25 protein-coding genes and 2 tRNA genes are annotated in these 23,810 nt (G+C 30.4%); 21 read left to right on the top strand and 6 right to left on the bottom strand.

The window, feature by feature from the left end:
* The first annotated feature begins 105 nt into the window (after positions 1-105).
* The 3 genes from B5E75_RS04925 to B5E75_RS04935 are packed head-to-tail and all read left to right on the top strand — an operon-like array spanning position 106 to position 1,658.
* The gene (locus tag B5E75_RS04925) at positions 106-717 is read left to right on the top strand and encodes a hypothetical protein (RefSeq protein WP_087357676.1); all 612 of its coding nucleotides are present in this window, start codon (positions 106-108) and stop codon (positions 715-717) included.
* A 40-nt stretch (positions 718-757) separates the two neighbouring features.
* Positions 758-1,279 (top strand): winged helix-turn-helix domain-containing protein, encoded by a 522-nt coding sequence (locus B5E75_RS04930; protein ID WP_087357677.1) that lies wholly within the window; start codon positions 758-760, stop codon positions 1,277-1,279.
* A gap of 13 nt (positions 1,280-1,292) precedes the next feature.
* Positions 1,293-1,658 (top strand): restriction endonuclease, encoded by a 366-nt coding sequence (locus B5E75_RS04935; RefSeq protein WP_275086204.1) that lies wholly within the window; start codon positions 1,293-1,295, stop codon positions 1,656-1,658.
* 359 nt (positions 1,659-2,017) lie between these two features.
* On the opposite strand, the gene B5E75_RS04940 is transcribed toward B5E75_RS04935, so the two are convergent.
* Entirely contained in the window at positions 2,018-3,028 is a 1,011-nt protein-coding gene (locus B5E75_RS04940; RefSeq protein ID WP_087357679.1) for an HAD domain-containing protein, read from the bottom strand.
* A 127-nt stretch (positions 3,029-3,155) separates the two neighbouring features.
* On the opposite strand from B5E75_RS04940, the gene B5E75_RS04945 reads away from it, so the two are divergent.
* The 5 genes from B5E75_RS04945 to B5E75_RS14825 all read left to right on the top strand — a co-directional run bounded on the left by B5E75_RS04945 (position 3,156) and on the right by B5E75_RS14825 (position 9,899).
* A complete protein-coding gene (locus B5E75_RS04945; RefSeq protein ID WP_087357680.1) occupies positions 3,156-4,130 on the top strand; it encodes a hypothetical protein in 975 nt (324 codons plus the stop codon).
* A gap of 102 nt (positions 4,131-4,232) precedes the next feature.
* Positions 4,233-4,928 carry a hypothetical protein gene (locus B5E75_RS04950; RefSeq protein ID WP_087357681.1) on the top strand — a complete coding sequence of 232 codons (696 nt, stop codon included), beginning with the start codon at positions 4,233-4,235 and terminating at the stop codon, positions 4,926-4,928.
* 11 nt (positions 4,929-4,939) lie between these two features.
* A complete protein-coding gene (locus tag B5E75_RS14925) occupies positions 4,940-5,062 on the top strand; it encodes a hypothetical protein (protein WP_275086203.1) in 123 nt (40 codons plus the stop codon).
* Positions 5,063-5,197: 135 nt separating this feature from the next.
* A complete protein-coding gene (locus B5E75_RS04955) occupies positions 5,198-8,434 on the top strand; it encodes a DEAD/DEAH box helicase (protein ID WP_087357682.1) in 3,237 nt (1,078 codons plus the stop codon).
* 10 nt (positions 8,435-8,444) lie between these two features.
* Positions 8,445-9,899, top strand: a complete 1,455-nt coding sequence (locus tag B5E75_RS14825) for a DNA-directed RNA polymerase subunit alpha C-terminal domain-containing protein (protein ID WP_087357683.1) — start codon at positions 8,445-8,447, stop codon at positions 9,897-9,899.
* 6 nt (positions 9,900-9,905) lie between these two features.
* On the opposite strand, the gene B5E75_RS04965 is transcribed toward B5E75_RS14825, so the two are convergent.
* On the bottom strand, positions 9,906-10,499 hold the full coding sequence (locus B5E75_RS04965) for a metallophosphoesterase family protein (RefSeq protein ID WP_087357684.1): 594 nt from the start codon (positions 10,497-10,499) through the stop codon (positions 9,906-9,908).
* Between the two features lie 41 nt (positions 10,500-10,540).
* Between B5E75_RS04965 and B5E75_RS04970 the strand changes: the two genes are divergently transcribed.
* Positions 10,541-11,092 (top strand): RNA 2'-phosphotransferase, encoded by a 552-nt coding sequence (locus B5E75_RS04970; protein WP_087357685.1) that lies wholly within the window; start codon positions 10,541-10,543, stop codon positions 11,090-11,092.
* 11 nt (positions 11,093-11,103) lie between these two features.
* Here the strand turns inward: B5E75_RS04970 and B5E75_RS04975 are convergent, their stop codons facing one another.
* Positions 11,104-12,096: a WYL domain-containing protein gene (locus tag B5E75_RS04975; RefSeq protein ID WP_162607637.1), complete on the bottom strand. Its 993-nt coding sequence runs from the start codon at positions 12,094-12,096 to the stop codon at positions 11,104-11,106.
* A gap of 111 nt (positions 12,097-12,207) precedes the next feature.
* Between B5E75_RS04975 and B5E75_RS04980 the strand changes: the two genes are divergently transcribed.
* The 4 genes from B5E75_RS04980 (at position 12,208) to B5E75_RS04995 (ending at position 15,146) form a co-directional block, all read left to right on the top strand.
* Positions 12,208-12,504: an HIRAN domain-containing protein gene (locus tag B5E75_RS04980; RefSeq protein ID WP_211964958.1), complete on the top strand. Its 297-nt coding sequence runs from the start codon at positions 12,208-12,210 to the stop codon at positions 12,502-12,504.
* A gap of 76 nt (positions 12,505-12,580) precedes the next feature.
* Positions 12,581-13,381: an SDR family oxidoreductase UcpA gene (gene ucpA / locus B5E75_RS04985; protein WP_087357687.1), complete on the top strand. Its 801-nt coding sequence runs from the start codon at positions 12,581-12,583 to the stop codon at positions 13,379-13,381.
* Between the two features lie 79 nt (positions 13,382-13,460).
* Positions 13,461-14,174, top strand: coding sequence for a DUF554 domain-containing protein (locus B5E75_RS04990; RefSeq protein WP_241146623.1), 714 nt, complete (start codon positions 13,461-13,463; stop codon positions 14,172-14,174).
* Between the two features lie 30 nt (positions 14,175-14,204).
* Positions 14,205-15,146, top strand: a complete 942-nt coding sequence (locus tag B5E75_RS04995) for a CobW family GTP-binding protein (protein WP_087357689.1) — start codon at positions 14,205-14,207, stop codon at positions 15,144-15,146.
* Here the strand turns inward: B5E75_RS04995 and B5E75_RS05000 are convergent.
* Positions 15,141-16,097 (bottom strand): biotin--[acetyl-CoA-carboxylase] ligase, encoded by a 957-nt coding sequence (locus B5E75_RS05000; RefSeq protein WP_087357690.1) that lies wholly within the window; start codon positions 16,095-16,097, stop codon positions 15,141-15,143. The two genes, B5E75_RS04995 and B5E75_RS05000, sit on opposite strands and share 6 nt — an antisense overlap.
* Positions 16,098-16,191: 94 nt before the next feature.
* Here B5E75_RS05000 and B5E75_RS05005 point away from each other — a divergent pair, with 94 nt between their 5' ends.
* Genes B5E75_RS05005 through B5E75_RS05015 form a run of 3 tightly spaced genes read left to right on the top strand, consistent with a single transcriptional unit; the run spans position 16,192 to position 17,934 of the window.
* Positions 16,192-16,692 (top strand): DMP19 family protein, encoded by a 501-nt coding sequence (locus B5E75_RS05005; RefSeq protein WP_087357691.1) that lies wholly within the window; start codon positions 16,192-16,194, stop codon positions 16,690-16,692.
* Between the two features lie 58 nt (positions 16,693-16,750).
* Positions 16,751-16,972, top strand: a complete 222-nt coding sequence (locus tag B5E75_RS05010) for an acyl carrier protein (protein ID WP_087357692.1) — start codon at positions 16,751-16,753, stop codon at positions 16,970-16,972.
* A 35-nt stretch (positions 16,973-17,007) separates the two neighbouring features.
* Complete coding sequence (locus tag B5E75_RS05015; protein ID WP_087357693.1) at positions 17,008-17,934, top strand: magnesium transporter CorA family protein; 927 nt, start codon at positions 17,008-17,010, stop codon at positions 17,932-17,934.
* Here the strand turns inward: B5E75_RS05015 and B5E75_RS05020 are convergent.
* Positions 17,929-19,266, bottom strand: coding sequence for an aminotransferase-like domain-containing protein (locus B5E75_RS05020; RefSeq protein ID WP_162607638.1), 1,338 nt, complete (start codon positions 19,264-19,266; stop codon positions 17,929-17,931). The genes B5E75_RS05015 and B5E75_RS05020 overlap by 6 nt on opposite strands.
* A gap of 123 nt (positions 19,267-19,389) precedes the next feature.
* Here B5E75_RS05020 and B5E75_RS05025 point away from each other — a divergent pair, with 123 nt between their 5' ends.
* From B5E75_RS05025 to B5E75_RS05035, 3 genes are all read left to right on the top strand, one after another.
* Positions 19,390-20,718 carry a 6-phospho-beta-glucosidase gene (locus tag B5E75_RS05025; RefSeq protein WP_087357721.1) on the top strand — a complete coding sequence of 443 codons (1,329 nt, stop codon included), beginning with the start codon at positions 19,390-19,392 and terminating at the stop codon, positions 20,716-20,718.
* Positions 20,719-20,814: 96 nt separating this feature from the next.
* A tRNA-Ser gene (locus B5E75_RS05030) sits at positions 20,815-20,905 on the top strand.
* A 30-nt stretch (positions 20,906-20,935) separates the two neighbouring features.
* Positions 20,936-21,012: transfer RNA gene (locus B5E75_RS05035), tRNA-Asp, on the top strand.
* 72 nt (positions 21,013-21,084) lie between these two features.
* Here the strand turns inward: B5E75_RS05035 and B5E75_RS05040 are convergent.
* Positions 21,085-21,615, bottom strand: a complete 531-nt coding sequence (locus B5E75_RS05040; RefSeq protein WP_087357695.1) for an NUDIX hydrolase — start codon at positions 21,613-21,615, stop codon at positions 21,085-21,087.
* A gap of 225 nt (positions 21,616-21,840) precedes the next feature.
* Between B5E75_RS05040 and B5E75_RS05045 the strand changes: the two genes are divergently transcribed.
* Positions 21,841-22,821, top strand: a complete 981-nt coding sequence (locus B5E75_RS05045) for an RluA family pseudouridine synthase (RefSeq protein ID WP_087357696.1) — start codon at positions 21,841-21,843, stop codon at positions 22,819-22,821.
* 52 nt (positions 22,822-22,873) lie between these two features.
* Positions 22,874-23,794 carry an ROK family protein gene (locus B5E75_RS05050; protein WP_087357697.1) on the top strand — a complete coding sequence of 307 codons (921 nt, stop codon included), beginning with the start codon at positions 22,874-22,876 and terminating at the stop codon, positions 23,792-23,794.
* Positions 23,795-23,810 lie beyond the last annotated feature (16 nt).

Consider the following 23,810-nt stretch of genomic DNA (forward strand, 5'->3'; position numbering starts at 1 on the left):
ATATTTCACCTCGTGTTTATTTTATCACGAAAATAATCGAAACAAGATAAATAGATTAGAAAAATCTGTTATAATAATCATAGAATCAAAAAGGAGTTGATCAATATGCATTTAAATGATGAAGAAAAAAGGGCAATGTTAAGACAAATGCAAGATGGTTTTATTAGGTATCATCAAAGAGAAGAATATATGAAAAATATATCTATTGATGATTTATTAAAAGAAATCAATCAATTAGGTTTTCAGTATACTGAACAAGACATACTGGATAAGTACCAAGAATATATGAGTGTAACAGACACTGATGATTATTTTTTTAAAAGAGATCAAATGAGCTGGGAAGCTGTTGACGATAAAGCACAAATGCTGAATTCTGATGCTTTGCTTAAACTTATATGTAAAATAGTCAAAAAACATTATGATGTAGAAACAATATGCGACCCATGGTTTATTATGGAAAGAATCGATGCACTGGATGATGTTCCAAAAAATGAAGCACAAGAAAAAATATTAGGAATTATTGAATCTATAGTAGAATATGGGAAACTACGACATATCAATAGTGTTGAAGAAATTATGGAAGATTATGATATGAATGCGATTTTAAAAGATCAGATTCGTCGATGTCATCAAAGAGATGCTCATTTTAAGCAAGTGATCAAAAGTTATTATGATACATTTATAGATGCCGATCATAGCATTTATAAAATAAAGTAGAAATGTTATATATTTTGTAAAAAAGTAAAGGAGAGAACAAATGATACCACAATATAATGAAATGTATAATGAAGTGTTACAGGTATTAAACAAACATCATCAGTTAAGAGTACGTGATATGGTGGAGGAAGTGTCTGATGTATTACATTTAACTGAGGATGAAAGAAATCAAAAGATGGAAAACAGTCATAAAACAGTGATTTATCATCGTTTGGGATGGACAAAAACATATTTAACAAAAGCAGGATTGATTCGTTCTGTAGAAAGAGGTGTTTATCAAATTACACCTCAAGGGGAAAATATACTATCTTCTCATATTCATGTTGATGATGATTATTTAATGCAATATGAAGAAGTTAGACAGTTTATGAATCGTCATAATGAACAACCTGAATATCAATCAAAACCAAAAGAGTCTACACCTTTAGAAAATATTGATCAATCTATTAAGATGATATCATCACGTGTCAGTGATGAACTATTAGATATGATTATATCTAAAGATCCAGCTTTTTTTGAAAAACTTGTTTTAGATTTGTTAGAAAAAGGGTTATGCTTATGATAAAGAATCTATCATTTCTACTGATTATAGTGGTGATGAAGGTATAGATGGAATTATCAATGAAGATCAGTTTGGATTTAATAGTATTTATATTCAAGCTAAGAAATGGAATAGAAGTAGTGTGGGAGGACCAGAAATTCAGAAGTTTTTAGGCGCAGTAGCTGGTCAAGGTGGTACAAAGGGATTATTTATTACCACATCTACTTTTACAAGGGAAGCCATTGATTATGCAAAAAAACAATTACAAGTTAAACTCATTTTAATTGATGGTAAAATGTTAACGGATTTAATGATAAAATATAATTTAGGTGTGAGTGTTGTGCAGACTTATGAAATCAAACAATTAGATTTAGATTATTTTGATAGTGAACTTGTTTAATGTTGATATTTATAAATGATATATAGTGACAATCTCTCAATAAACCGAGATTGTTTTTTTATTGCCTATCTAAAATTAACATTGATATTTTTATAAGAAAGACGATTGTAAACAGAATAATCAAATAATTTAAATTTTATAATAACTCTCATTGAAAAAAATAAAATATAGCTTTATAATGGCAATGTCATGGATGACGTCTTATTGTAGCCTTATAGGCTAGTGCTGCTCCATGATATAAGTTCCCTTATTGTTTTATGGTAGGCTTTTAGCTGAATCCACGTTTCAACAATGATAGGGAACTTTTATTGTATATGTATGCAACTGAAGTGATATATGCATGACAATCTAGAATCTTTTTAAATGAACGAAAATAATCTTGTTAAGTTTATACCATTATCTTGTTTATATAATTCTATGGAGTGAAAAGTTTCTTTGATTTGAGATATGAACTTTTGAATATTAAAATGATGAAAACGTTGGTTTATGTAATAAAAATGACAGCGTTGATGATGATATTCATAATCACAAGTGACATAACCAATTCTTTGATTTTTTAATAAATGATATTGTTCACTCATAAGACCATCACAATCTTTCATTGAACTGAAAAATTCACATAATAAAGCTTCTCTGTATTGATCAGGACAATGAATATAAAATAAACATATTTTATTGTCTTCATATTGATGAACTTTATAGAAAACTTGACCTAAACATTCTTGAGAAGGATAAGATATCATTTCAAATGTTTTGATATGATTTTTTTCTTTTGTTGAAAAAGAAAATGGGTTTTGAAATATAAATTGACAGTAATCAAAATCAGATTGTTGAAAATATTGACTTGTTAAACAACAATATGAACCAAATTCTCGTAATAAGTCATAATCATCATCGATGATGATAAAGTAATCAATAAAATGTTGAGATAGATAATGATGAATACATCTTTTTTTATCATTATCTTCATTAATAATATCAATAATGAAATTATCTAAATCATAAAGTTTAAATAAAGCAATTATTTGTTTCGTTGTATTATATCTGCCCCATGTAGAATGCAACACAATATGACTACCTGTTTCTTCTATCAATTCTTTAAGATAGCCTAATGCTATATATGACCAGTCATAATACGCAGCTGCTAAATCATATTTATCAAATGTCAAATATATATCATCGCTATATTTATTGGCTAGATAATATTGTAACGCCTCCATATCATGATCAAATCTTCTTTCATAAGAGGGTGGCTGTATAACCCCATCAATATCTAAAAAGATAATATTTTTGTCTAAATGATTTTTAATTCTGATATCTTTTTCATAGGCCTTTATAGATTTGTTAATAAATTGTCTTGATTTATGCATGTGTGAATCTCCTTTTTTATTTGCTATAAGCAATTATAACACATAATTTTAATTAGGAAAATAACAAGTGATACTGTTTAGAAAAATATTATGATATAATAATGAAGAATCAAGAGAGGAATAGAGAATGAAGGTTAAAGAATTAAGAGATTTATTAAAAGACAAAGATAAGAAATTAATCACTGATGCTTTTGTAGAAGCTTATAAAGCTTTACCAAAATCAAAAAAAGAAGAATTAGATGATGTAATTGAAAGTATTGTAAGTGGCGAAGGAAAGAAAAAAGCAACAAAACATGAAGAGGTTTCATTAACTGATTTATTTGTTGAGATTCAGGATTTTTTACAAGATGCTTATCATGGGTATTATATTGCTCCTAACCGCATTGTTCCTAAAAAAGAAAGACCTAAGTGGCGCTTTAAAGTCAAAAGATACTTAAAAATTTTATTAGATGTTCCATCAGATCATCCTTATTTTTCACAAGTTGTCACATTGATTCGTGAAATTTATAAGATGTTAAGCTATGGTTGTGGTGTGTATATTTTTTCAAGTGATGATCCCTTTGCATCCATAGGTATGGAACAAGAAAAATTATATGGGGAATATGTTGCTCGTCAGCTTCAACTGAATATTGATGAAGCATCAATTATTGAGATGGTTAATGGAGCAACACATTGTTATTTGAGTCGTGAATGTTTGCATGTTATGTTATTTGGTGTTTTAGATCATTATATTCAAAAACAGGAATATCGAGATATGGTTTTGAATTATTGTCAAAAATTTATTAAATCACAGAAAGACTTTATCGCAACGTTAAAGCGTCATGATGATCGTTTGTATGAAGCTAAAGAATTGCTTACCAATATGAATCAACTGGCTTTTATATTTCATAATGATACTTTTGAGAAAGCATTACAGTATTATTTTCAAAATGAAATTATAAAAAATCCAGAAATCAGTCTATATACGTTATTGATGGTAATAGACATTTTCTATTCCTACAAAGAATGGATTGAAGCTTATGAATATGGAGTTGAAATCAAACATATTCAGCCACGACAAAAACTTATGGATAAATATGAAAGATATAAAAATGAGGTGTAAATAATGTCAGAAAGAAAATATATAAGAAGTGCAACAATGGAAGTGATTACTAATCAAATTAAAGATCATTTAGTTGAAAAAACAACAGAGTTATATTAACAGATGTTAGATCAAGGAATGAGTGAAAAAAGATCTATTGAATTATTAGCGTTTTATTTAGAAATGTATATTAAAGATAATATACAAACTGATGATTTCAGTAATGAAAAATGGGAAGCATTTTTAGACGAAATCAATCCTATTTTTCATGTGCCTGGTGAATATGAATTTGATGTACAGGAAGAACGTCGTAACTTAAGACATATTCAAAAACAATATGGAAAACTGAAATCTGATGTAGGAGCATTAGAAGAAGAACTTTATAGTTTAGAAGCTCATTTTCTTGCGATACATACGCTTTATAAAATTGATAGCCGTGAAACGAAGAAGATTATACATATTGTGCTTAATCGTTTATTAGATTTTAAAAATCATTATACAAGTGATTATACAGACTATGCTCATGAAGATCTTTTATGTCTGGCAGATGGTTTAGAACAAATGTGCAATCCTTATGTGAATCCACAACTCTATGATTATTTATCAGAGTTTGTTGATTTAAAGGATGAATCACAGTTTGATTATATTTTTAAAAATGTTTTTCTATGTTTAACAAGAGTATTAGTAAGTATTGATACATTTGATAAAGAATTTGGTGTTAATGGATATTTCCGTTTTATTAGTCAGTTTTTGGATGTAAGGGCATGTATTGAAAATGGACCTGATTTCTTCTTTAATGACAAAACATTGGAGAAATAGGAGATAGAACTATGGAATATAAAGATTATATGAATCGGATTCAACAAAGATTAAAAGAAATGAGTGAAGAAGAAAAGAATCGTTGGATCTATCACTATACGAGAGTTCATAGAGTAATAAGAACGACATTATAGAGGTTACATTTTGTTACCATATGGATTTTGGCTAGGAGAGATTAAAAAAATGAAAAATCATTTTCTATTAAACCGTTAAAAACGGTTTTTTTGTTGTTGAATATGCTATAATGCAAAAGTAAGGAGAGTTCATACATGAAAACTGAGTTTAATTTATTAACATTATTTTCTAATCGCAATAATATATCTATCGCAAGAAGTTATGACCGTTATGATAATGTTTTAAGCATTGATATGAAACAAGAAGATACTTTGTATTATGTTCAAGCTATGGTGAAAGTCAGGGGAGAAGAATTTCTGTGTTCTTTTACATTTGATAGCGAATATCATTTACATGAATATCAGTGTGAGTGTACCTGGTGCACAGATGATAGCCCATGTGCTCATATTGGAGCTGTTTTGTTGAAGTTAAATCAACTGGAGATTCCTTCTTTTCCATATCATTATATTAACACTGAATTTGAAGAAGAAAAAAAGCGTCAGGAAAGACGTCATCAACAACAACTTCAACGTGCTTTGGCTATACGTGCTTTGGAAACGAATGATTTGATTAAACAGAATAAAGAATATTATCATAATCAAGTGAGCTCATCCATTTCACATGAAAAATATAATTTAACAGCTATCTTGAATGAAGATGATGATGTCTTATATCTTGATTATAAGATTGGTAATGCTAAAAAATATATTATTAAAGATGTTGATGAATTTTTAGAACATATAGAAAATAAAGATCAAATGAAGTATGGTAAATATTTACAGTTTGTACATACACGTGAATCTTTTACAGATGAAGCTTTAAAACAGATTGCATTTCTTGAACGTGCTAAAATTGCAATGAATAAAGTTAATCCTGAAAATTATTTCTTTAATTTTCGTAGTTTATTGAACTTTGGTAGATATGTCTATATTCGTAGTGAATTTCTTGATGATTTTTATGATGTCTATAAGGAATTAGGGTTAAACCACTGTCTTTTTAAAGATATCGACTATACAATAAAAGCGAGTTTGGTTAAAGAACAAGAATACTATGTACTTAAAATTATTGATGAAAATCAATTTTATTTTGGAAAACAGTATATTTATTTTATTTCTACTTTCAAACATCAGACAACAATTCAACGTATTCAAATGGATTTAAATGAGAAATCATTTGATATTTTACTTGATTTGTTTGAAAATCCAATGTTTATTAAAGAAGAAGACCTTCATGATTTTTATAAATATATATGGGCACCCATGCAAAATTATTTTGATTTAACATGTGATTTTGATTTTGAACAGTCATCATATACTTTCATTAAAATATATGGAGATATCAATGAAAATGAACAGATTTATTTTAAAGTTTACTATGAAGATGAAAATCAGAATCATATTCATGCATTCCAAAACGACACAATTACAACAATTGATCAGGATATTGTTGAAGCATATTTACGTCAACAATGTCATCAAATTGACGAGAAAAATGGGTGTGTCTATTTTGATAGTTATGATGAAAAAACATATGAATTTATGCATGATGGGATTGAGTTTCTCCAACAATATAGTGAAATATATATTTCCGAAGCATTAAAGAAGATGGGAAGACCAGTTCATTATCAGATTCAGGTAGGGGTTAAAGTTGATCATGATCTTTTATCTTTAAATATGGAAAGTGCTCAAATTCCGCAAATGGAAATTGCTGAAGTTTTGTCAAAATATCGTCGTAAAAAGAAATTTCATCGTTTAAAAAATGGAGAACTATTATATCTTGAATCACCTGATCTGGAGGAATTATCAAATTTAATGGATGAATATCATATTCAAGCCAATGATATTCAAAATGGAAGTCTGACTTTAAATAAAAATCGTGTGTTCGCATTGGATAATGATGTAACAGAATTGCAACATATACAAATCGAAAGAGATGCGTCCTTTCAAAAACTCATTCAACAATTTCATCAACATACACAACATCTTTATCCCTTAACATCCTACTACAATCAGCTATTGAGAGATTATCAAAAAGAAGGTTATCAGTGGTTACGAACACTTTATGAACTAGGATTTAACGGAATATTGGCTGATGATATGGGACTTGGTAAAACATTACAGGTGATTGCTTTATTGGATCAATTAGAAACAAATAAACCAAGCTTAGTTGTTTGTCCTTCTTCGTTAATTTATAACTGGGAAGATGAAGTGCATAAATTTTCAAAAAGCTTACCTGTGACATGCATTGTATCAGATGCGAAAACAAGAGAAACAATGATACATGCTATTCATGGTAAACATCTTTATGTGACTTCTTATGATTATATGCGTCGTGATGTAGAGTTATATGATTCTATAGAATTTGAATATGTGATTTTGGATGAATCACAATATATTAAAAATCAAAAAACAAAGAATGCCATTTCTGTCAAGCAGCTTCATGCTTTACATAAACTGGCATTATCTGGAACTCCCATTGAAAATTCATTGGCTGAATTATGGTCAGTTTTTGATTTTCTAATGCCTCAATATTTATATAACTATCATTATTTTCAAAAAACATTTGAAACAGATATTGTGAAAAATCAAAATCAAAAGAAAATTCAACAACTTCAAAAAATGGTTTCACCATTTATTTTAAGAAGAAACAAAAAAGATGTCTTATTAGAATTACCTGATAAGATAGAAAAAACACAATTGATTCCTTTTACACAACAAGAAAGTGAATTGTATTTTGCTAATCTCGCTCAAATTAATACACAACTTCAAGAAATATTTCAAATGGAAAAGATTGATAAAATTGCTATTTTAGCGATGTTGACAAAATTAAGACAAATCTGCTGTGAACCTAGAATGATCTACGAAAATATAAATCAAAGTTCATCTAAGATGAAAGCTTGTATGGATTTGATTTGTAACTATAAAGCTAACCATCAACAAGTCTTATTATTTTCATCTTTTACAAAAGTCTTTGATTTGATGGAAGAAGAATTAAAGTTAAATGGAATTCGCTATTTTATTTTAACAGGTGAAACTTCAAAAGAAAAAAGACGAGAACTCGTCCGCCGTTTCCAAGAAGGAGAAGCTGATGTCTTTTTGATTTCTTTAAAAGCTGGAGGAACAGGATTGAATTTAACAGCTGCTCAGGCTGTCATTCATTTTGATCCATGGTGGAATCTTTCAGCACAAAATCAGGCAACAGACCGTGCTTATCGTATTGGACAGCATAACAATGTTATGGTTCATCAATTGATTATGAAAGAGAGTATTGAAGAAAAAATTCAAGTTTTACAGGCTAAGAAAAAAGAACTCGCAGATATGTTTGTAGAAAACAGTGAAGGAAATATTTCTTCATTATCAACAGAAGATTTAAAAGAATTATTGGCTATGTAGGAGGAAGACTATGAGATATTATATCAAAGAATTATTAAATCACAGTTATGAAATAGCAGCTATGGATGGTTATGACGCCTATGTTAGCATATATAATCATGAAGATATCCATTTAACTTCTCAACAAAAAGAAGCTTTGTCCTGTTCATCTATTGATAACCAGTATTATTATGGTATTGGTCAAGAAGAATGTCATGACTACTATCAAATAGCTCAATATTTAGATATGGATCCATTACGATTTTTACAATTCTATCCATCATCACGTGATTATGGAAATTATAAAAGTTTTTCTCAATTTCAAGACATTCATCATTGTATGGATTTTAGAAAAATTATAGAAGATGAAATCAAAGAGTTTGTCTTAAAAAAACAGTTGCATTCAGATTCATTATTGTATACTCTATTAAAAGCAAAAGGCTATGTTTATCAGTCATCTCATGAAAGCATACCTCAAGAATTGCTTCATACGCCTATTGAAAAGTTAGATTTAAGTGTACGTAGTTATAATTGCTTAAAAAGAGAAGGAATTCATACTTTACATGATTTAAGACAAGTCATGAAAAATGATGGACTCTATAAAATAAGAAATATGGCTCATAAGCTTGTTAAAGAAATTATTGATGCATATTGTCAGTTTCTGAATCAGAATTTTTCGTATCATTTAGAGTTGCATTTCATGCAAAAAAAGAGTCCTATCATATTTGTATATGATAAACAAGGTTTTGGATTAAAAAGTATTGTATCTAGTATTTTTCTTGATTTTTTTCCAGACATGAATGAAAGCTTATTCAACAATCACGATGCCTTGTTTACATCAAAAATTACAAATATTCTTTTATGGATGGGTTACAGCACTATTAAAGATGTTGAACCTCATTTACCAGAATTCGATAATTATTTCTATAAACTTTCGCTCACATCAAAACCTAATGATCTACAAAAAAGATATGATGACTATCTTCATGCTCATATTATATATCATGAAATTCCATATTCTCTTTATCAAAAACTTATCCATCAAAAGGCTTCACAAAAAGATATACAAAATGCCTTGCAACAATATAATGCATATATTGATAGTGTTGTTGAACAAATTAATCGTAAAATATATTATGTTGAAAATGACAAGACAAAAGAGTTCTATCATGATGAACAAAACGATACTTTTGATATATATGATATGGGTTTCTATGAGTGTATTCAATACGATGATTTAAAAAAGATTATAGATTCATTAGAAGATATTTGTGTTGTCAAAAAGGTAATGAAAAAGATAAGATTATCTCATTCTTATCATATTCTTAAGAATCTTGATGAATATAAAGCACAAGTAGATATGATTGTTAAAAATCATTCTCAAATAGAAGCAAATAAACTTATAGAACAATTATTAGAAGAACCATTTTTATTAAAACATCAATACAAAGAATTACTTCAGTATATTCAAGAACAAGTGAAATAATGAATTTTATACTTGATGATCATTTAATAATTCTCGAGCAGTTTTGGGTTGATAATGTATATAAGGCATCATACATCCTACATTAATAGCGATACAATGATAATGATATGTCTGATTCAATGTTTGAATAAATGATTGATAGATGGTTTCTTCCAGACTGTTATGAACATGACCATATAAATGAATGTTGATGGGAAGATCATTGTTGAGATGATGCTGGTGATTCCAGAACATGATAGGATAATGCTGTAAAATAAAGGAATACTTTAAACCATCAATGATTTCATGAACTTCTTTATAGGGTGTGATTTCAACAAATAATGAACGATATGCTTCATTTTTAAGTCGATCATGATTTCCAATAATGAGATGCTTTTTTCCTTTTAAAGAGGAAACAAATGCTATAGATTGTTCATTTTCTTTCCAACAAAAATCACCTAAAATATAAACATCATCATTATCTGTAATATATTCATTCCATTGTTGTTGTATAAAATTCATCATTTCATCCATTGTTTCAAATGGACGCTGATCAAAGTTCTTTCCTTCTTTGCACACGTTTTTATGTAAAATATGTAAATCAGAAATATAGTAGTTCATATGATACATCTCCTTTGTTATAATGATGTAGAGGTGAGATTATGAAAACCACAAATATCAGTCGTTATATTGCTTTGCTTTTACGTCATCACCCAGAAAAAGCAGGACTTTGTTTGGATGAACATGGATGGGTAGAAGTAGAAGCATTGATTCTAGGCGTCAGACGACGTTATCCAGAATTTAATCGAGCAGTTCTAGATGAAATTGTTGCCCGTGACAGTAAACAAAGATATGCTTATAATCAGAATAAGACATGTATTCGTGCCAATCAAGGTCACTCTATCCCAGTTGATGTGGAATTAAAACAGGCTTTACCACCAACAATTCTCTATCATGGAACGGGTGAAAAATATGTAGAATCAATACAAAAAGTAGGATTGATCCCTAAATCAAGACTCTATGTTCATTTATCGACAGATATTCAAACAGCTATTCAAGTAGGAAAAAGGCACGGCCAGCCTGTTGTCTATCAAATTGATACTCAACAGATGCTTCATGATGGCTTTATTTTCTATATTTCAGCAAATCATATCTGGCTAACTAAAGCTGTTCCAGTACAATATTTAAAAATCATTGAAACGAATCCAGTATAAAGATTCGTTTTTTATAAAAATTGCTCTTTTAGAAAGTTTTGAAATCTTTCTATCTGTGATTGACCACCCACAATTTGAATAGCACCTCCAAATCCAATAATCCATGAATAAAAAGTATTATTAATAAAATGTTTAACCTGAATGCGATAGTGATTTTCATCAACATAACGTGGTTTGATACCTTTACCAAATTTATCAATCATATTCGCATAAACTGAAGGATGAAATTCTAATTCAATACTTTCTAGTTGTCCTTGACCATACATATAAGTTGTATTTTTCACTTTTTCATGAAAGGCCTCTAATTCCATTTGAGAAAATATAACTTGTGAATCTTCAATGATTTTGACATCTTGAATATAATCAAGTCGATAAAGAATACAATCCATTGCATTTTTAGCACCTTGACAGAGAAGATAATACTCATTATTAGAAAAGAGTGTGTCAATTGGAGCTAAGGTTGTTTGTTTACCACAACGAGTTGTTAAGGCTGGTTTTTGATAAGTGAATTGTATCTTTTTATGGCTTTGAATTGCTTTGGTGATGACTTCTAATTCTTGGTAAAATGACTGTGAATTTTCATTTTTAGTTATATGCGGATTTAAATTTTTATGAAAATAACTTTGATAATGAAAGCTAAACATATCTTGAATACGTTTTTGATAATTTTTCTTTGTCTGTAAAGTAAAGAAATCAGAACTATAAACAAGATCAACAATGGCTTTAGCTTCCATCATATCTAAATGACGATCAGCAAAATAAAAATAAAGATTTCTTCCTTCTTTATACATTTGGATGACATCATCCTCATAATATTCATTATAAAATTCAATATATTTTTTAATAGCACGATAATCAATTTGAAAATTCCTTTTTTGTTGATAAAACTTTTCTTTAATTTGATTGACTGTTAAAGGATGTTTTTCATCACTGTTTTTCATAATAATATCAATAATTGCAATAAACTTAAGATATTGGTCTTTATCTTTGTTTCGTCTTTGCATTTTTCTCATCCCCTTAAAAATAGCATAACATAGATAATAAAAAATACAAACATATATAAGTCTGTATTTCAAAATAATCAATGTTATGCTTAAGGTAAGGAGGGACAATTTATGGAAATACTTATAACAATGACAGGCTTACAACATTATATTGAACCAGAAGAACTCAATCCCCATCAGGAAGTCATTTTAAAGAAAGAACCAGAAAATAAATATGATCAAGAAGCTATAGCTATTTATCTAAATGATACAATAAAGATAGGTTATGTAGCCAATTCTGTTCATACACAGGCTAAAGGAACTTATTCAGCAGGACGCTTATATGATAAGATACCAGAAATGACCAAAGCGAAGATTCTTGTAATCATGCTTCAATGTGCCATTGGTGTTGTATCAATTGAAAAATAATTGATGATATGATGGAAACTTTTAACAAAAGAGTTTAAAATAAAAATATATACAACACAAAAAGGAGAGAAAGCTTATGGGAAAATTAGATGGAAAAGTGGCTATCATTACAGGGGCAGCTGCTGGTTTAGGTGAAGGAATTGCTGAAGCTTATGTGAAATATGGTGCCAAAATCTGTATGATTGATTTATCAAAAGATGTTGAACAGGTAGCCCAAAAATTGCGTGATCAATATCATGGTGATATCATCACATATGTGGGTAATGTTGCTGATAAGGGACAAATGAAAGATGCTGTAAAAAAAACAGTGGATACATTTGGTGAAGTTAATATTGCCTGCTGTAATGCAGGGGTTTGTCGCTTAGCGCCATTTGAACAAATGATTGATGAAATGAGAGATTTTCATATTGATGTTAATATCAAAGGAGTCTGGAATACTTGTCAGGCAGTCATTCCTTATATGTTAAAACAAGGCAAAGGAAGTATTGTTATAGCGTCTTCGGTCACAGGAGATCTTGTCGCAGATGCCGGAGAAGCAGCCTATGCGATGACAAAAGCGGCTTTGGTTGGACTGACAAAATGTTTAGCTGTTGAATATGCCAGTCGTCATATTCGTGTCAACTGTTCACAACTTGGTTATGCCAGAACACCAATGGTAGAAAAGATGGCAGTAGAATCTAATCCGGACAATCCAGAAAGTGCAATCCAGGATATCGCTAAAGGTGTACCAATGGGACGATTAGCAAAACCTATTGAAGTTGGTGAATTATTTGCCTTTTTAGGTAGTGATGAGTCAAGTTATATTACTGGTTCACAATTTGTCATTGATGGTGGAAGTACTTTGCCAGAAACAATGAGTATAGGAACAAATGATTAGAGAGAACAGCGTTTCTCTTTTTTTGTAGAGTGATGTCAAGAATTGTGTTACAATATATATCAATATAAAGGGGATATGAATGATGCGTGGAATGGGTACAATTGCTAATGTATTGGCCATTATCATTGGTGGAAGTTTAGGACTTTTTTGTAAAAATTTATTAAAAGATCGTTATCAGGAAACAATAATGAAAGCTACAGGTATAGCGACAATGTTTTTAGCACTCTCAGGAACTTTATCAAAAATGTTTGTGATTCAACAAGTTGGGATTCAGACAACCGGTTCAATGAACGTGATTTTATCATTGGTGATAGGTGCATTAATAGGAGAAATGATTGATATTGATCATCTCTTTGAAAAGTTTGGAAACTGGTTAAAGCTGAAAACAAAGAGTCAAGGTGATCATCAGTTTGTCAATGCTTTTGTCACAGCGTCATTGACTGTCTGTATTGGGGCTATGGCTATTATGGGAGCAATTCAAGATGGGATTTATGCGAATCCTTCAATTTTGTTTGCTAAAGCTGTTTTGGATTTTGTAATTATTCTAGTGATGTCTTCATCAATGGGAAAAGGTTGCTCTTTTGCTTTTATTCCTGTTGCTTTTTTACAAGGAGCATTAACAGCGTTATCAGTTGGTTTAGCACCGTTTATGACAACATCACTTTTGAATCATTTAGATATGGTGGGAAATATTTTGATTTTTTGTGTAGGAATCAACCTGATATGGCCTCGTACAATCAGAGTTGCGAATCTGTTACCAGCTTTAGTTATTTCTATAATACTTTCATTTTGATGATAAAGATTAAAAAAGGAGATGATATTTTTGACAAAGATTGATTTAATTACAGGTTTTTTAGGTTCGGGAAAAACCACCTTTATTAAACATTATGCTTCTTATTTAGTAGCACAGGGTTATAAGGTTGGTATTCTTGAAAATGATTTTGGTGCAGTCAATGTAGATATGATGCTTTTACAAGATGCATTAGGACATCAATGTGATTTAGAAATGATTACCGGTGGGGGAGATCAACAAACACATCAAAGATGTTTTAAGACAAAGCTCATATCAATGGGGATGTTGAAATATGATTATTTATTAGTTGAACCTTCTGGAATTTATGAAGTTGATGAATTCTTTGATGTTCTTCATGAAGAACCTTTAGAAAACTGGTATGAAATAGGTCATGTTTATACTATCGTTAATGCCAAATTGGAACAGAATCTATCAAAATCTTCACGTTATTTATTGGCTAGTCAGATGGCTCATGCCAGTTGTATTTTGTTAAGCCATTATGATGAAGCCTTACAAGAAGAAATACAACAAACAAAACAATTATTACAAAAATATCTCCAGGAGATTCAATGTTCAAGAATTCTTCAGGATTATGATTTTTATACGCATTGGAATCATTGGAATGATGAAGACTTTCAATGGATGATGTCAAAACAGATAATCTTTTATGATTATGTGAAATACGATATGGATTATCAAAAGGCATATACATCTCTTTATTTTATGAATACTCATTTGAATCAGGAAAGTTTAAAGAGAACTGTCCAATATCTTTTCAATGATACAAGATGTGGAGATGTTTTTCGTATCAAGGGCTTTATTTGTGAAAATGATCAGTGGTTTGAAATGAATGCGACCAGACAATCTATGTCTTTAACACCTATTTCTATAGGACAGGATGTTATGATTGTGATTGGTGAGCATTTAAATAAAGAAGAAATTCAATCCTATTTTCATAAAAAAACATCATGATGATGTCCTCTTACGAATAGAAATTTCACCGGAACTGAGGTTTTTAATCCCTTGTTCACTTTGAATTTTTAAAGAAGCATCATCATTGATGTCTAAAACATAGGCTGGATAGGCTTTATTGTTTTCATAGACTGTAATGTCTTGATGTAAGATATAAGAATGTTGGCGATAGAAATCTAACCACGATAAAGTTGACAACATGAGATAATCCTGATAAAAGATATTGAAAAAATCAATCAATAACTGTTCTCTGGAAGCTTTTATAGAGCAGAAATCTTCAATACAGGCAGCTATATTTTGAAGATAATCAGGCATAGAATAAGAATGGACATTGATGCCGATTCCTACAATCATCTGCTCAATTTGTGCTGTATTCATCTCTAAACTGGCTTCACATAAAATACCAGCAATCTTGAAATCATGAATCATAATGTCATTGACCCATTTGATTTGAGGATGTACAGGATAATTCTTTTCGATAGCTTTAACGAGTGATACAGCCAGACATGCAGTGATTTTTAAGGAATCATAGATAGTTAAATCTGGTTTTAAAACAAAAGATACATAAATACCCTTTTGTTGAGGAGAATAAAAGCTTTTTCCATTTCTGCCTTTTCCTTTTGTTTGTGATTGCGCAATCACAATATCTCCCTGTTGATGAGAAGTTCTTTTTAAATAATCATTCGTTGAATCCATTTCATCAAAATATTTGATATTTTGAAAAAAATCAGGAATTGCTGATTTGATATTTTCAATAAGAATCACATCATTATCCTCCGTTAGACAATATCCTTTTTTTGTAGATGATATAATATGGTATCCTTTCTCTTTTAATTTTTTAATGCAAGATGATATTGTCATGCGAGAAACACTTAAACTTTCACTTATTTTTTGTCCAGAAATATATTCATTCTGGTTATTCTTTAAAATTTTTAATATTTCTTTTTCCATATGTCTATTATAATCATCTTTATAGTAAAGATAAAGGGATAATTCTATACTTTTAAGCAAAAAGAGTATACAATAAAAAAGAGGAGGTTTGTTTATGCCGACGGTAGAAGATGTTTTAGATGATTTGACCTTTCAAGCAAGTGAAATCATTGCACGTCAAGATCAAAGTCACTTGGTGATAGATTTATACAATATCATTTGTCAAAAATGTGAAAATGGGGATTTAATAAATGAACTCAATGGTATTGAAAGAGTCTTCTATTTATGTCAAACTTTTGTCTTGAGAATGTGTGATGGAGGTATTGAATCTTATTATAGTGAAGCAGCTGGTAATTTTGCTAATGAAACAGTTGAAGCATTATTGGAAATGAAAGCAAAACGTACAGCATTGATTTTAGATCGTGGTAATGGTCTTTTTCAAGAAGGAATTGTACCAGAAGATCAACAACAAAGAGTTGAAGAATTAAAGAGTCTGGATTATAGTGAAGTTTCATGGTTATTTGATTTGTTGGATCATGAATTTCAAGAATTAAAAGAAGATTTAGAAGCCTTGAGTTTACAATATGTTCTTTGTCATAAAGAAGCGTTTATGTAAGAAAAGAGATTGTGTTTTGATAATGTTATGATTATAATGAAAATGAGGTGAATACAAAATGGATTATTTTGATAAAATCAAAGAAAGATTATCTTCTAAATTGAAAGATCAGACACTCACAAAAGAATCATCATTTAAAGATTTAGGTATTGATTCATTAGATCTTGTTGATCTTGTTTTTGAATTAGAAGAAGAACTGGGTGTGGAATTTCAAGATGATGAATTATTAAAAATTACGACAGTTCAAGATTTATTAGATTTAATTGATACTAAAAAATAGGGGAGAAAACCCTATTTTTTCATAGGAGGAAGATTATGATTTATCAGGTTGATCATCATAAAGTACAAGTGAATATTCAAGATATTCAAGAAAATCATCGTTATATTGGAATGATGAGTTTAGATGAATTAAAATCTTGTTATCAACAATTAGGTATTGAACAGACTTCTATTGAACGACTGGAAGATCCATCTTTGTTTCATCAAAATATGATTATTCCTGCCTATCATTATTACTATGGTTTAATACATTTAATTAATGCTCGTGACATTTTTGTAAAAAAGGATACCCTAGCCTTATTTATCTTTAAACATTTATTTTTAGTTGTCGTTATTGATGATGAAGATCAGCATATTCGTGAAGTCTTTCAATCATCAACAGATGATGTCTTACAAAGAGATGTTTCTATTACACGTCTTGTTTATTATTTTTTAAGTGATTTACTGGCAGCAGATTATCGCTATTTAGAAGAACTTCAAAATGAAATAGAAGAACTAGAATCACACGAAGAAGATGCTATGAGTTTTACCAATCAATTACGACAGTTGAATAAAGAACTTTTGCTTTTACAAAATTATTATGAAAACCTGATGACTATAGGAGAAGACTTAGAAATGAACCATCATCATATTTTTGAAGATGACGATTCACGTTATTTTGAAATTTTTACACGTCGCATTGAACGTTTATCTAAAAATGTAGAAATGTTAAGAGAAATCTTGAATCAGGCTCAAACAGCACATCAATCAAGAGAAGATTACAAATTGAATAAAACAATGCAGTTTTTTACAGTTGTCACAACAATTTTTATGCCATTGACTTTGATTGCTGGATGGTATGGTATGAATTTTGAAAATATGCCAGAATTAAAAAGTGTTTATGGTTATCCGGCTATCATTGTTTTGAGTGGCATCATTGTGGTGGGATTGATTATTTTATTTAAGAAAAAGAAATTTTTATAAACAATCTAAAAAGGTTTGATAAAATAATTCAAGGGCTTTTTTTAAATCCTGATGATCAATTCTAGCTAGACTTAAACGAATAGAATTTTGAAAATGTGAAGGATCATAAAAACATCTTTCGTTTCTGGCAATCTCTATATGATTTTCTCTTAGTTTTTGTTGAAGGACATCTAAGTTAATAGGAACAAGAAATTGAATCGTGAAATAATAACCTGAATAACTTGAAATCACTTTTAAAAGTTGAGAGTCCCAGCTTTGAGTGATTTTTTTAATGACTTGATAATTTTTTTTGAGATGATTTTGAAGTTGTTGTGTCTGTTTGTCATAGAGGGAGCTTTTAATATAAGATTCTAATGTTGCCTGAGAAATAAGGGATGGCAACTGATAAGAATAATAGTAAGATTGATGAGTCATTTGGTCAAATGTTTCTTGAAAATCCTGATGAACGATTGCGACACCAATACGGATATAAGGAATGGTTTTTGAAAAGCTTGTTAAATAAATACAGTTTTTTCCTTCCATATAATAAAATAAAGGCAGATAGTGAGAAGTTGAACTGCAATGACCAAAGTAATCATCTTCTATAATATAGACATTATATTTTAATGCGAGAGCAGCGATTTTTTGACGTAATTTGGTAGGATAGGTTGTTCCCAGTGGATTATGGTTACGAGCAATAGTGTAAAAGAATTTAATATCATAATGTTCAAAAAGAAAATGTAACTGTTGTAGATCAATGCCATTTTCATCACGAGAAATTGTTAAAACAGGTAAGGATAAAGATTGAAGAAAGCGTACATAATAACTATAAGTGGGTTCCTCGATTAAAATATATGAATGATGATTGGGAAAAGTCATGGATGATAAAAAAGAAAGTGTCTGAGTAATGCCTTGAATCAGATAAATAGAGCTTTCTTTTGTATAAATACCCATTTGAAAAAAATAATCTGCCAGTGTTTGACGTAATGATTGAACTCCCTGTAAAGAAAGAATTAAAGACGATTCACGATATTCGTCGATGGCTAAAGAAAGGCAATGTTTGGCATCTTCCAGTGAAGTTGCATGAATAGGTGGATTACCTGTTTCTAAGGAATAATGATGGGTAGAAGGCGATGGTAAAACAGGGCTACTTAAAACATAATAGCCACTTTGTGCTTTAGCATAAATCAAATGCTGATGCACTAACAACTGATAGGCTTTGATGACTGTTTCTTTACTGCAATGATATTGTTTAGATAGCATTTGAATCGAAGGAAGTTTTTCTCCACGTTTATATTTTTGATTGATAATATCTTGTTCTAATAATTGGGCTAAGTATTCATATTTTGTCATGTCAATCACCATTTTTATTATACCACATAAATAATTATACCGGTATAGTTAATGATATGATGGATTGCATTTTTATATAACTATTTTATAATGAAGACGTCAAAAAGAAAGAGGTGTCAAATGATGAATAAAGATGGTGTGAAAATTGTAACAATTGGAGGAGGAAGTAGCTATACTCCAGAACTTGTGGAAGGATTTATCAAAAGATATGATCACTTACCAGTAAAAGAATTATGGTTAGTAGATATTGAAGCAGGACGTGAAAAATTAGAAACAGTTGGTGCGTTAGCCAAACGTATGGTTAAAAAAGCAGGAGTACCGATGAAGATTATTTTAAGTTATGATCGTCGTGAAGCTTTGAAAGATGCTGATTTTGTCACAACACAAATGCGTATTGGACGTTTACCAGCACGTGTTTTAGATGAAAGAATTCCATTAAGTCATGGCATGATTGGACAAGAAACCAATGGAGCAGGAGGAATGTTTAAGGCTTTTCGTACCATTCCAGTCATCTTAGATATTGTCAAAGATATCGAAGAATTATGTCCAAATGCATGGCTGATTAACTTTACTAATCCAGCAGGAATGGTTACAGAAGCTATTTTACGTTATACAAACTTTAAAAAAGCCATTGGACTTTGTAATGTTCCAGTGAATATGGTTGCTGGTTTTGCAAAGATGTTAAATGTGGACGAAAGTCAAGTGACAATGCAAATTCAAGGTGTTAATCATTTTATTTTTGCGACAGATGTTTTTGTTGATGGTGTTTCTCGTTTTGATGAATTATTAAATCAATATGCACATTTAAAACCAGAAGATACAATTCAAATGAAAAACTTCGTATCGTTACCATATTCTCCATCCTTTATCAAAGGATTAAAAGCTATTCCATGTCCATATCATAATTACTACTTCTTTACAAAAGAACAGTTAGAAGAAGAATTAGAACAATTTAAAACAGGAACAGTGCGTGGAGAAGTTGTCAGCAAGACTGAAGAAGAATTATTTGAATTATATAGTCATGAAGAACTTCAAGAAAAACCAGAACAGCTGGCAATGCGTGGTGGAGCAAAATATTCAGATGCTGCATGTAATTTAATTGCTTCTATCTATACAAATAAAGGTGATATTCAATACGTAGATGTACGCAATAATGGAGCGATTGCAGATTTACCAATGGATAGTGCTGTAGAAGTGGCTTGTCGCATCACTGCCAATGGACCACAACCAATTGCTACTGGAACTTTGAAATTACCAATCAGTGGATATGTACAAATGATGAAAACATTTGAACGTTTAGTTATTGAAGCAGCGATTAAAGGGGATCGTGATTTAGCAGTCACTGCTTTAAATATGAATCCATTATGTCCAAGTGACGAAATCGCTAATACTGTTATTGATGAATTATTAGAAGCACATAAAGATTATTTACCACAATTTTTTAACAAGTAGGAGTTGATTTTTCAACTCCCCTTTTTTTATATAAACTTTTTTCATTTTAGTATTGAAATCTTTAAAAAGGTATGTTATTATAGTTAGGCAACTGAAGGAGACATACTCAAGAGGCTGAAGAGGCGCCCCTGCTAAGGGTGTAGGTCGGGAAACTGGCGCGAGGGTTCAAATCCCTCTGTCTCCGCCATTGAAAAACTCTTGGCAGTGTATATATATTGGTCTGGTAGTTCAGTTGGTTAGAATGCCGCCCTGTCACGGCGGAGGTCGCGGGTTCGAGCCCCGTCCAGACCGCCAATATAAAAGTAAGGTTATCCATATGGATAACTTTTTTTGTCTTATAAAATAAAAAAAGTGGAAAACCACTTTTTAATGATGAACTTGCTGATATGCATACATAATCGCAATAACTGTTTTCGCATCAACAATTTCTCCACTTAAAACTTTTTGATAAGCCTCATCAATATCTAATTTGATAATATCAATAAATTCATCTTCATCACCCTCTAAAGCATCATCAACTTCTTCAAAATCAATCGCTTCATAAAGATATAACCATTCACTTGTATAACCGGGAGATGGTAAGACTTTCATAATAAACTTCATCTCACGTGCACGATTGTTTGTTTCTTCCTCTAATTCACGAAAAGCACAATCTTTGGGATTTTCATTTGCTTCTAGTTTACCAGCAGGAATTTCTAATGTTTCTATACGATTAGGATAACGAAACTGTTTTACAAGAAGAATCTGATGATTTTTGATAGCTAAAATGCAGACACCACCATGATGATAAACAACTTCTCGATAAGCATGTTCACCATTTTCTAATTCAACTTCTTCACGTGTTACCTGCATAATTTTCCCATCATAAATCACTGTTCTTTGAATTTCTTTTTCCATGATTTTCACCTCATGCCAATTATAACATAAAAAGAAAGTATGCGGGGGAGCATACTTTCTTTTATCTCTATTATTTTACACGTTAGGGTAATAATAGGGGGTATGTTTAAGTGAGAACCACTTAACATAGATAATTATAACAGAGATTTAAAAGTTGTAAAGGCTTTCAATTAAAAATGTATATTTTTTTCTATCAAACTTTGTTAAAATGAAAGAGGTGATGACATGAAAACTTTAAGAATAGATGAAAATTATGAAAATCAAAGAATTGATAAGTATTTAAAAAAATTACTTTCTCAAGCACCACCTCAAATGATTTATAAGATGTTAAGAAAAAAAGATGTGAAAGTGAATGGTGTCAGAGTAAAAGAAAACTATATTTTAAAAAAAGGAGATCTGGTTGAATTATTTTTGTATGAAGATCGTTTTTTAGAATTAACACAACCACAAAGTATTTTTGATTTACCCATCACTTTTGATGTTTTATATGAAGATGATAATGTTTTGATTGTTAATAAACCAGCCGGATTATTAGTTCATGAAGATATCCATGAAGATGTCAATACATTATCCAATCAAGTTTTAACATATTTATATCAAAAGGGGGAATATGACCCAAACCAAACTTTAGGTTTTACACCGGGTCCTGTTCATCGTTTGGATCGTAATACAAGTGGAATTGTCATTTTTGGAAAAACAATGAGAGCTTTACAGGATTTAAATGAAATGATGAAAAAACGTCATTGTATTGATAAAACTTATTTAACGATCTGTAAAGGCTATATGCCTAGTGGTGAGTTAATTGGATATATGAAAAAAGATAGTGATCGCTCTTTGGCAAGAATGGTATCACCTTCGACTGAAGGCGCATTAAAAATGCATACCATTGTTGAAAATATTCAATCAAATCAAAAATATTCATTATTAAAAGTGAAAATTATTACAGGAAGAACGCACCAGATACGTTTACATTTATCCAGTGCTGGACATCCTATCATTGGTGATAGTAAATATGGAGATTTTGAATTGAATCGTTATTTGAAAAAAACTTATCATTTTCAAAATCAGTTTCTGCATGCTTATTCTATTTGTTTTATTAAACCAATAGGTTCTTTAAAATATTTACAGGATCAGGTGATTACTTGTCCTTTACCACATCATTTAGAAGTTTTGAAAAATAAATTGTTTCATGAAAAGAAGCTATGAAAACGGTTTGTTTTATTGTATAATAAATATAAATGAAGGAAGGAGAACTAGAATGAAATATTATATTGGGATTGATTTAGGTGGAACAAATGTACGTACTCTTTTGGTTGACGAAAATGGACAGTCATACAGTGAAGTCAAAGATGCGACTGAAAGAGAAAATGGACCTGACTATGTTTGTTCAAAAATTATCAGACAAATTGAAAGTTTAGATTGTTCAGTTTGTGGTGGTATTCAAAATGTTCAAGGAATTGGAATTGGTGTTCCGGGACCAGTTGATACAGAACATGGTGTCATGATTATGGCAACAAACTTACCGGGATTTGAAAACTATCCTATCTGTGAAAAACTTTCAACTCGTTTTAATTTACCTGTATTTATTGATAATGATGCCAATGTTGCTGGATTGGCAGAAGCTTTACTAGGAGCTGGAAAAGGAAAACCAACTTGTTATTATGTGACAATTTCTACAGGAATTGGTGGCGCATTTGTTGTAAATGGTCAACTTGTATCTGGAGGACGTGGTCATGCTGGTGAAGTAGGAAACATCATTGTTAAAAATAATGGATATAAATTTGGTGCCTTAAATCCAGGAGCTGTTGAAGGTGAAGCAAGTGGAACGGCGATTACACGTAAAGGGAAAGAAATTTTAGGTGAAGAACGTGTACATCATGCTGGAGATGTTTTTAGATTGGCTGATGAAGGAGATATGAAAGCCAAAGGTATTGTTGATGAATGTATTAGTGAACTGGCAACAATGTTAGCTGATATTGCGCATACTGTTGATCCACATTGCTTTGTATTAGGTGGCGGTGTCATGAAATCTAAAAAATATTTCTATGATCAATTGGTTGAACAGTTTAATGCAAAAATCCATGTTGGTATGAGAGGACATATTCCTATTTTAGAAAGAGAATTAGAAGACTGTGGTGCTATCGGTGCTGCGATGCTTCCAATGTCTAAATTGAAATAATAATGAAAATCGATAA

The organism is Massiliimicrobium timonense, from assembly GCF_002160865.1.
GTDB lineage: Bacteria > Bacillota_I > Bacilli_A > Erysipelotrichales > Coprobacillaceae > Allocoprobacillus.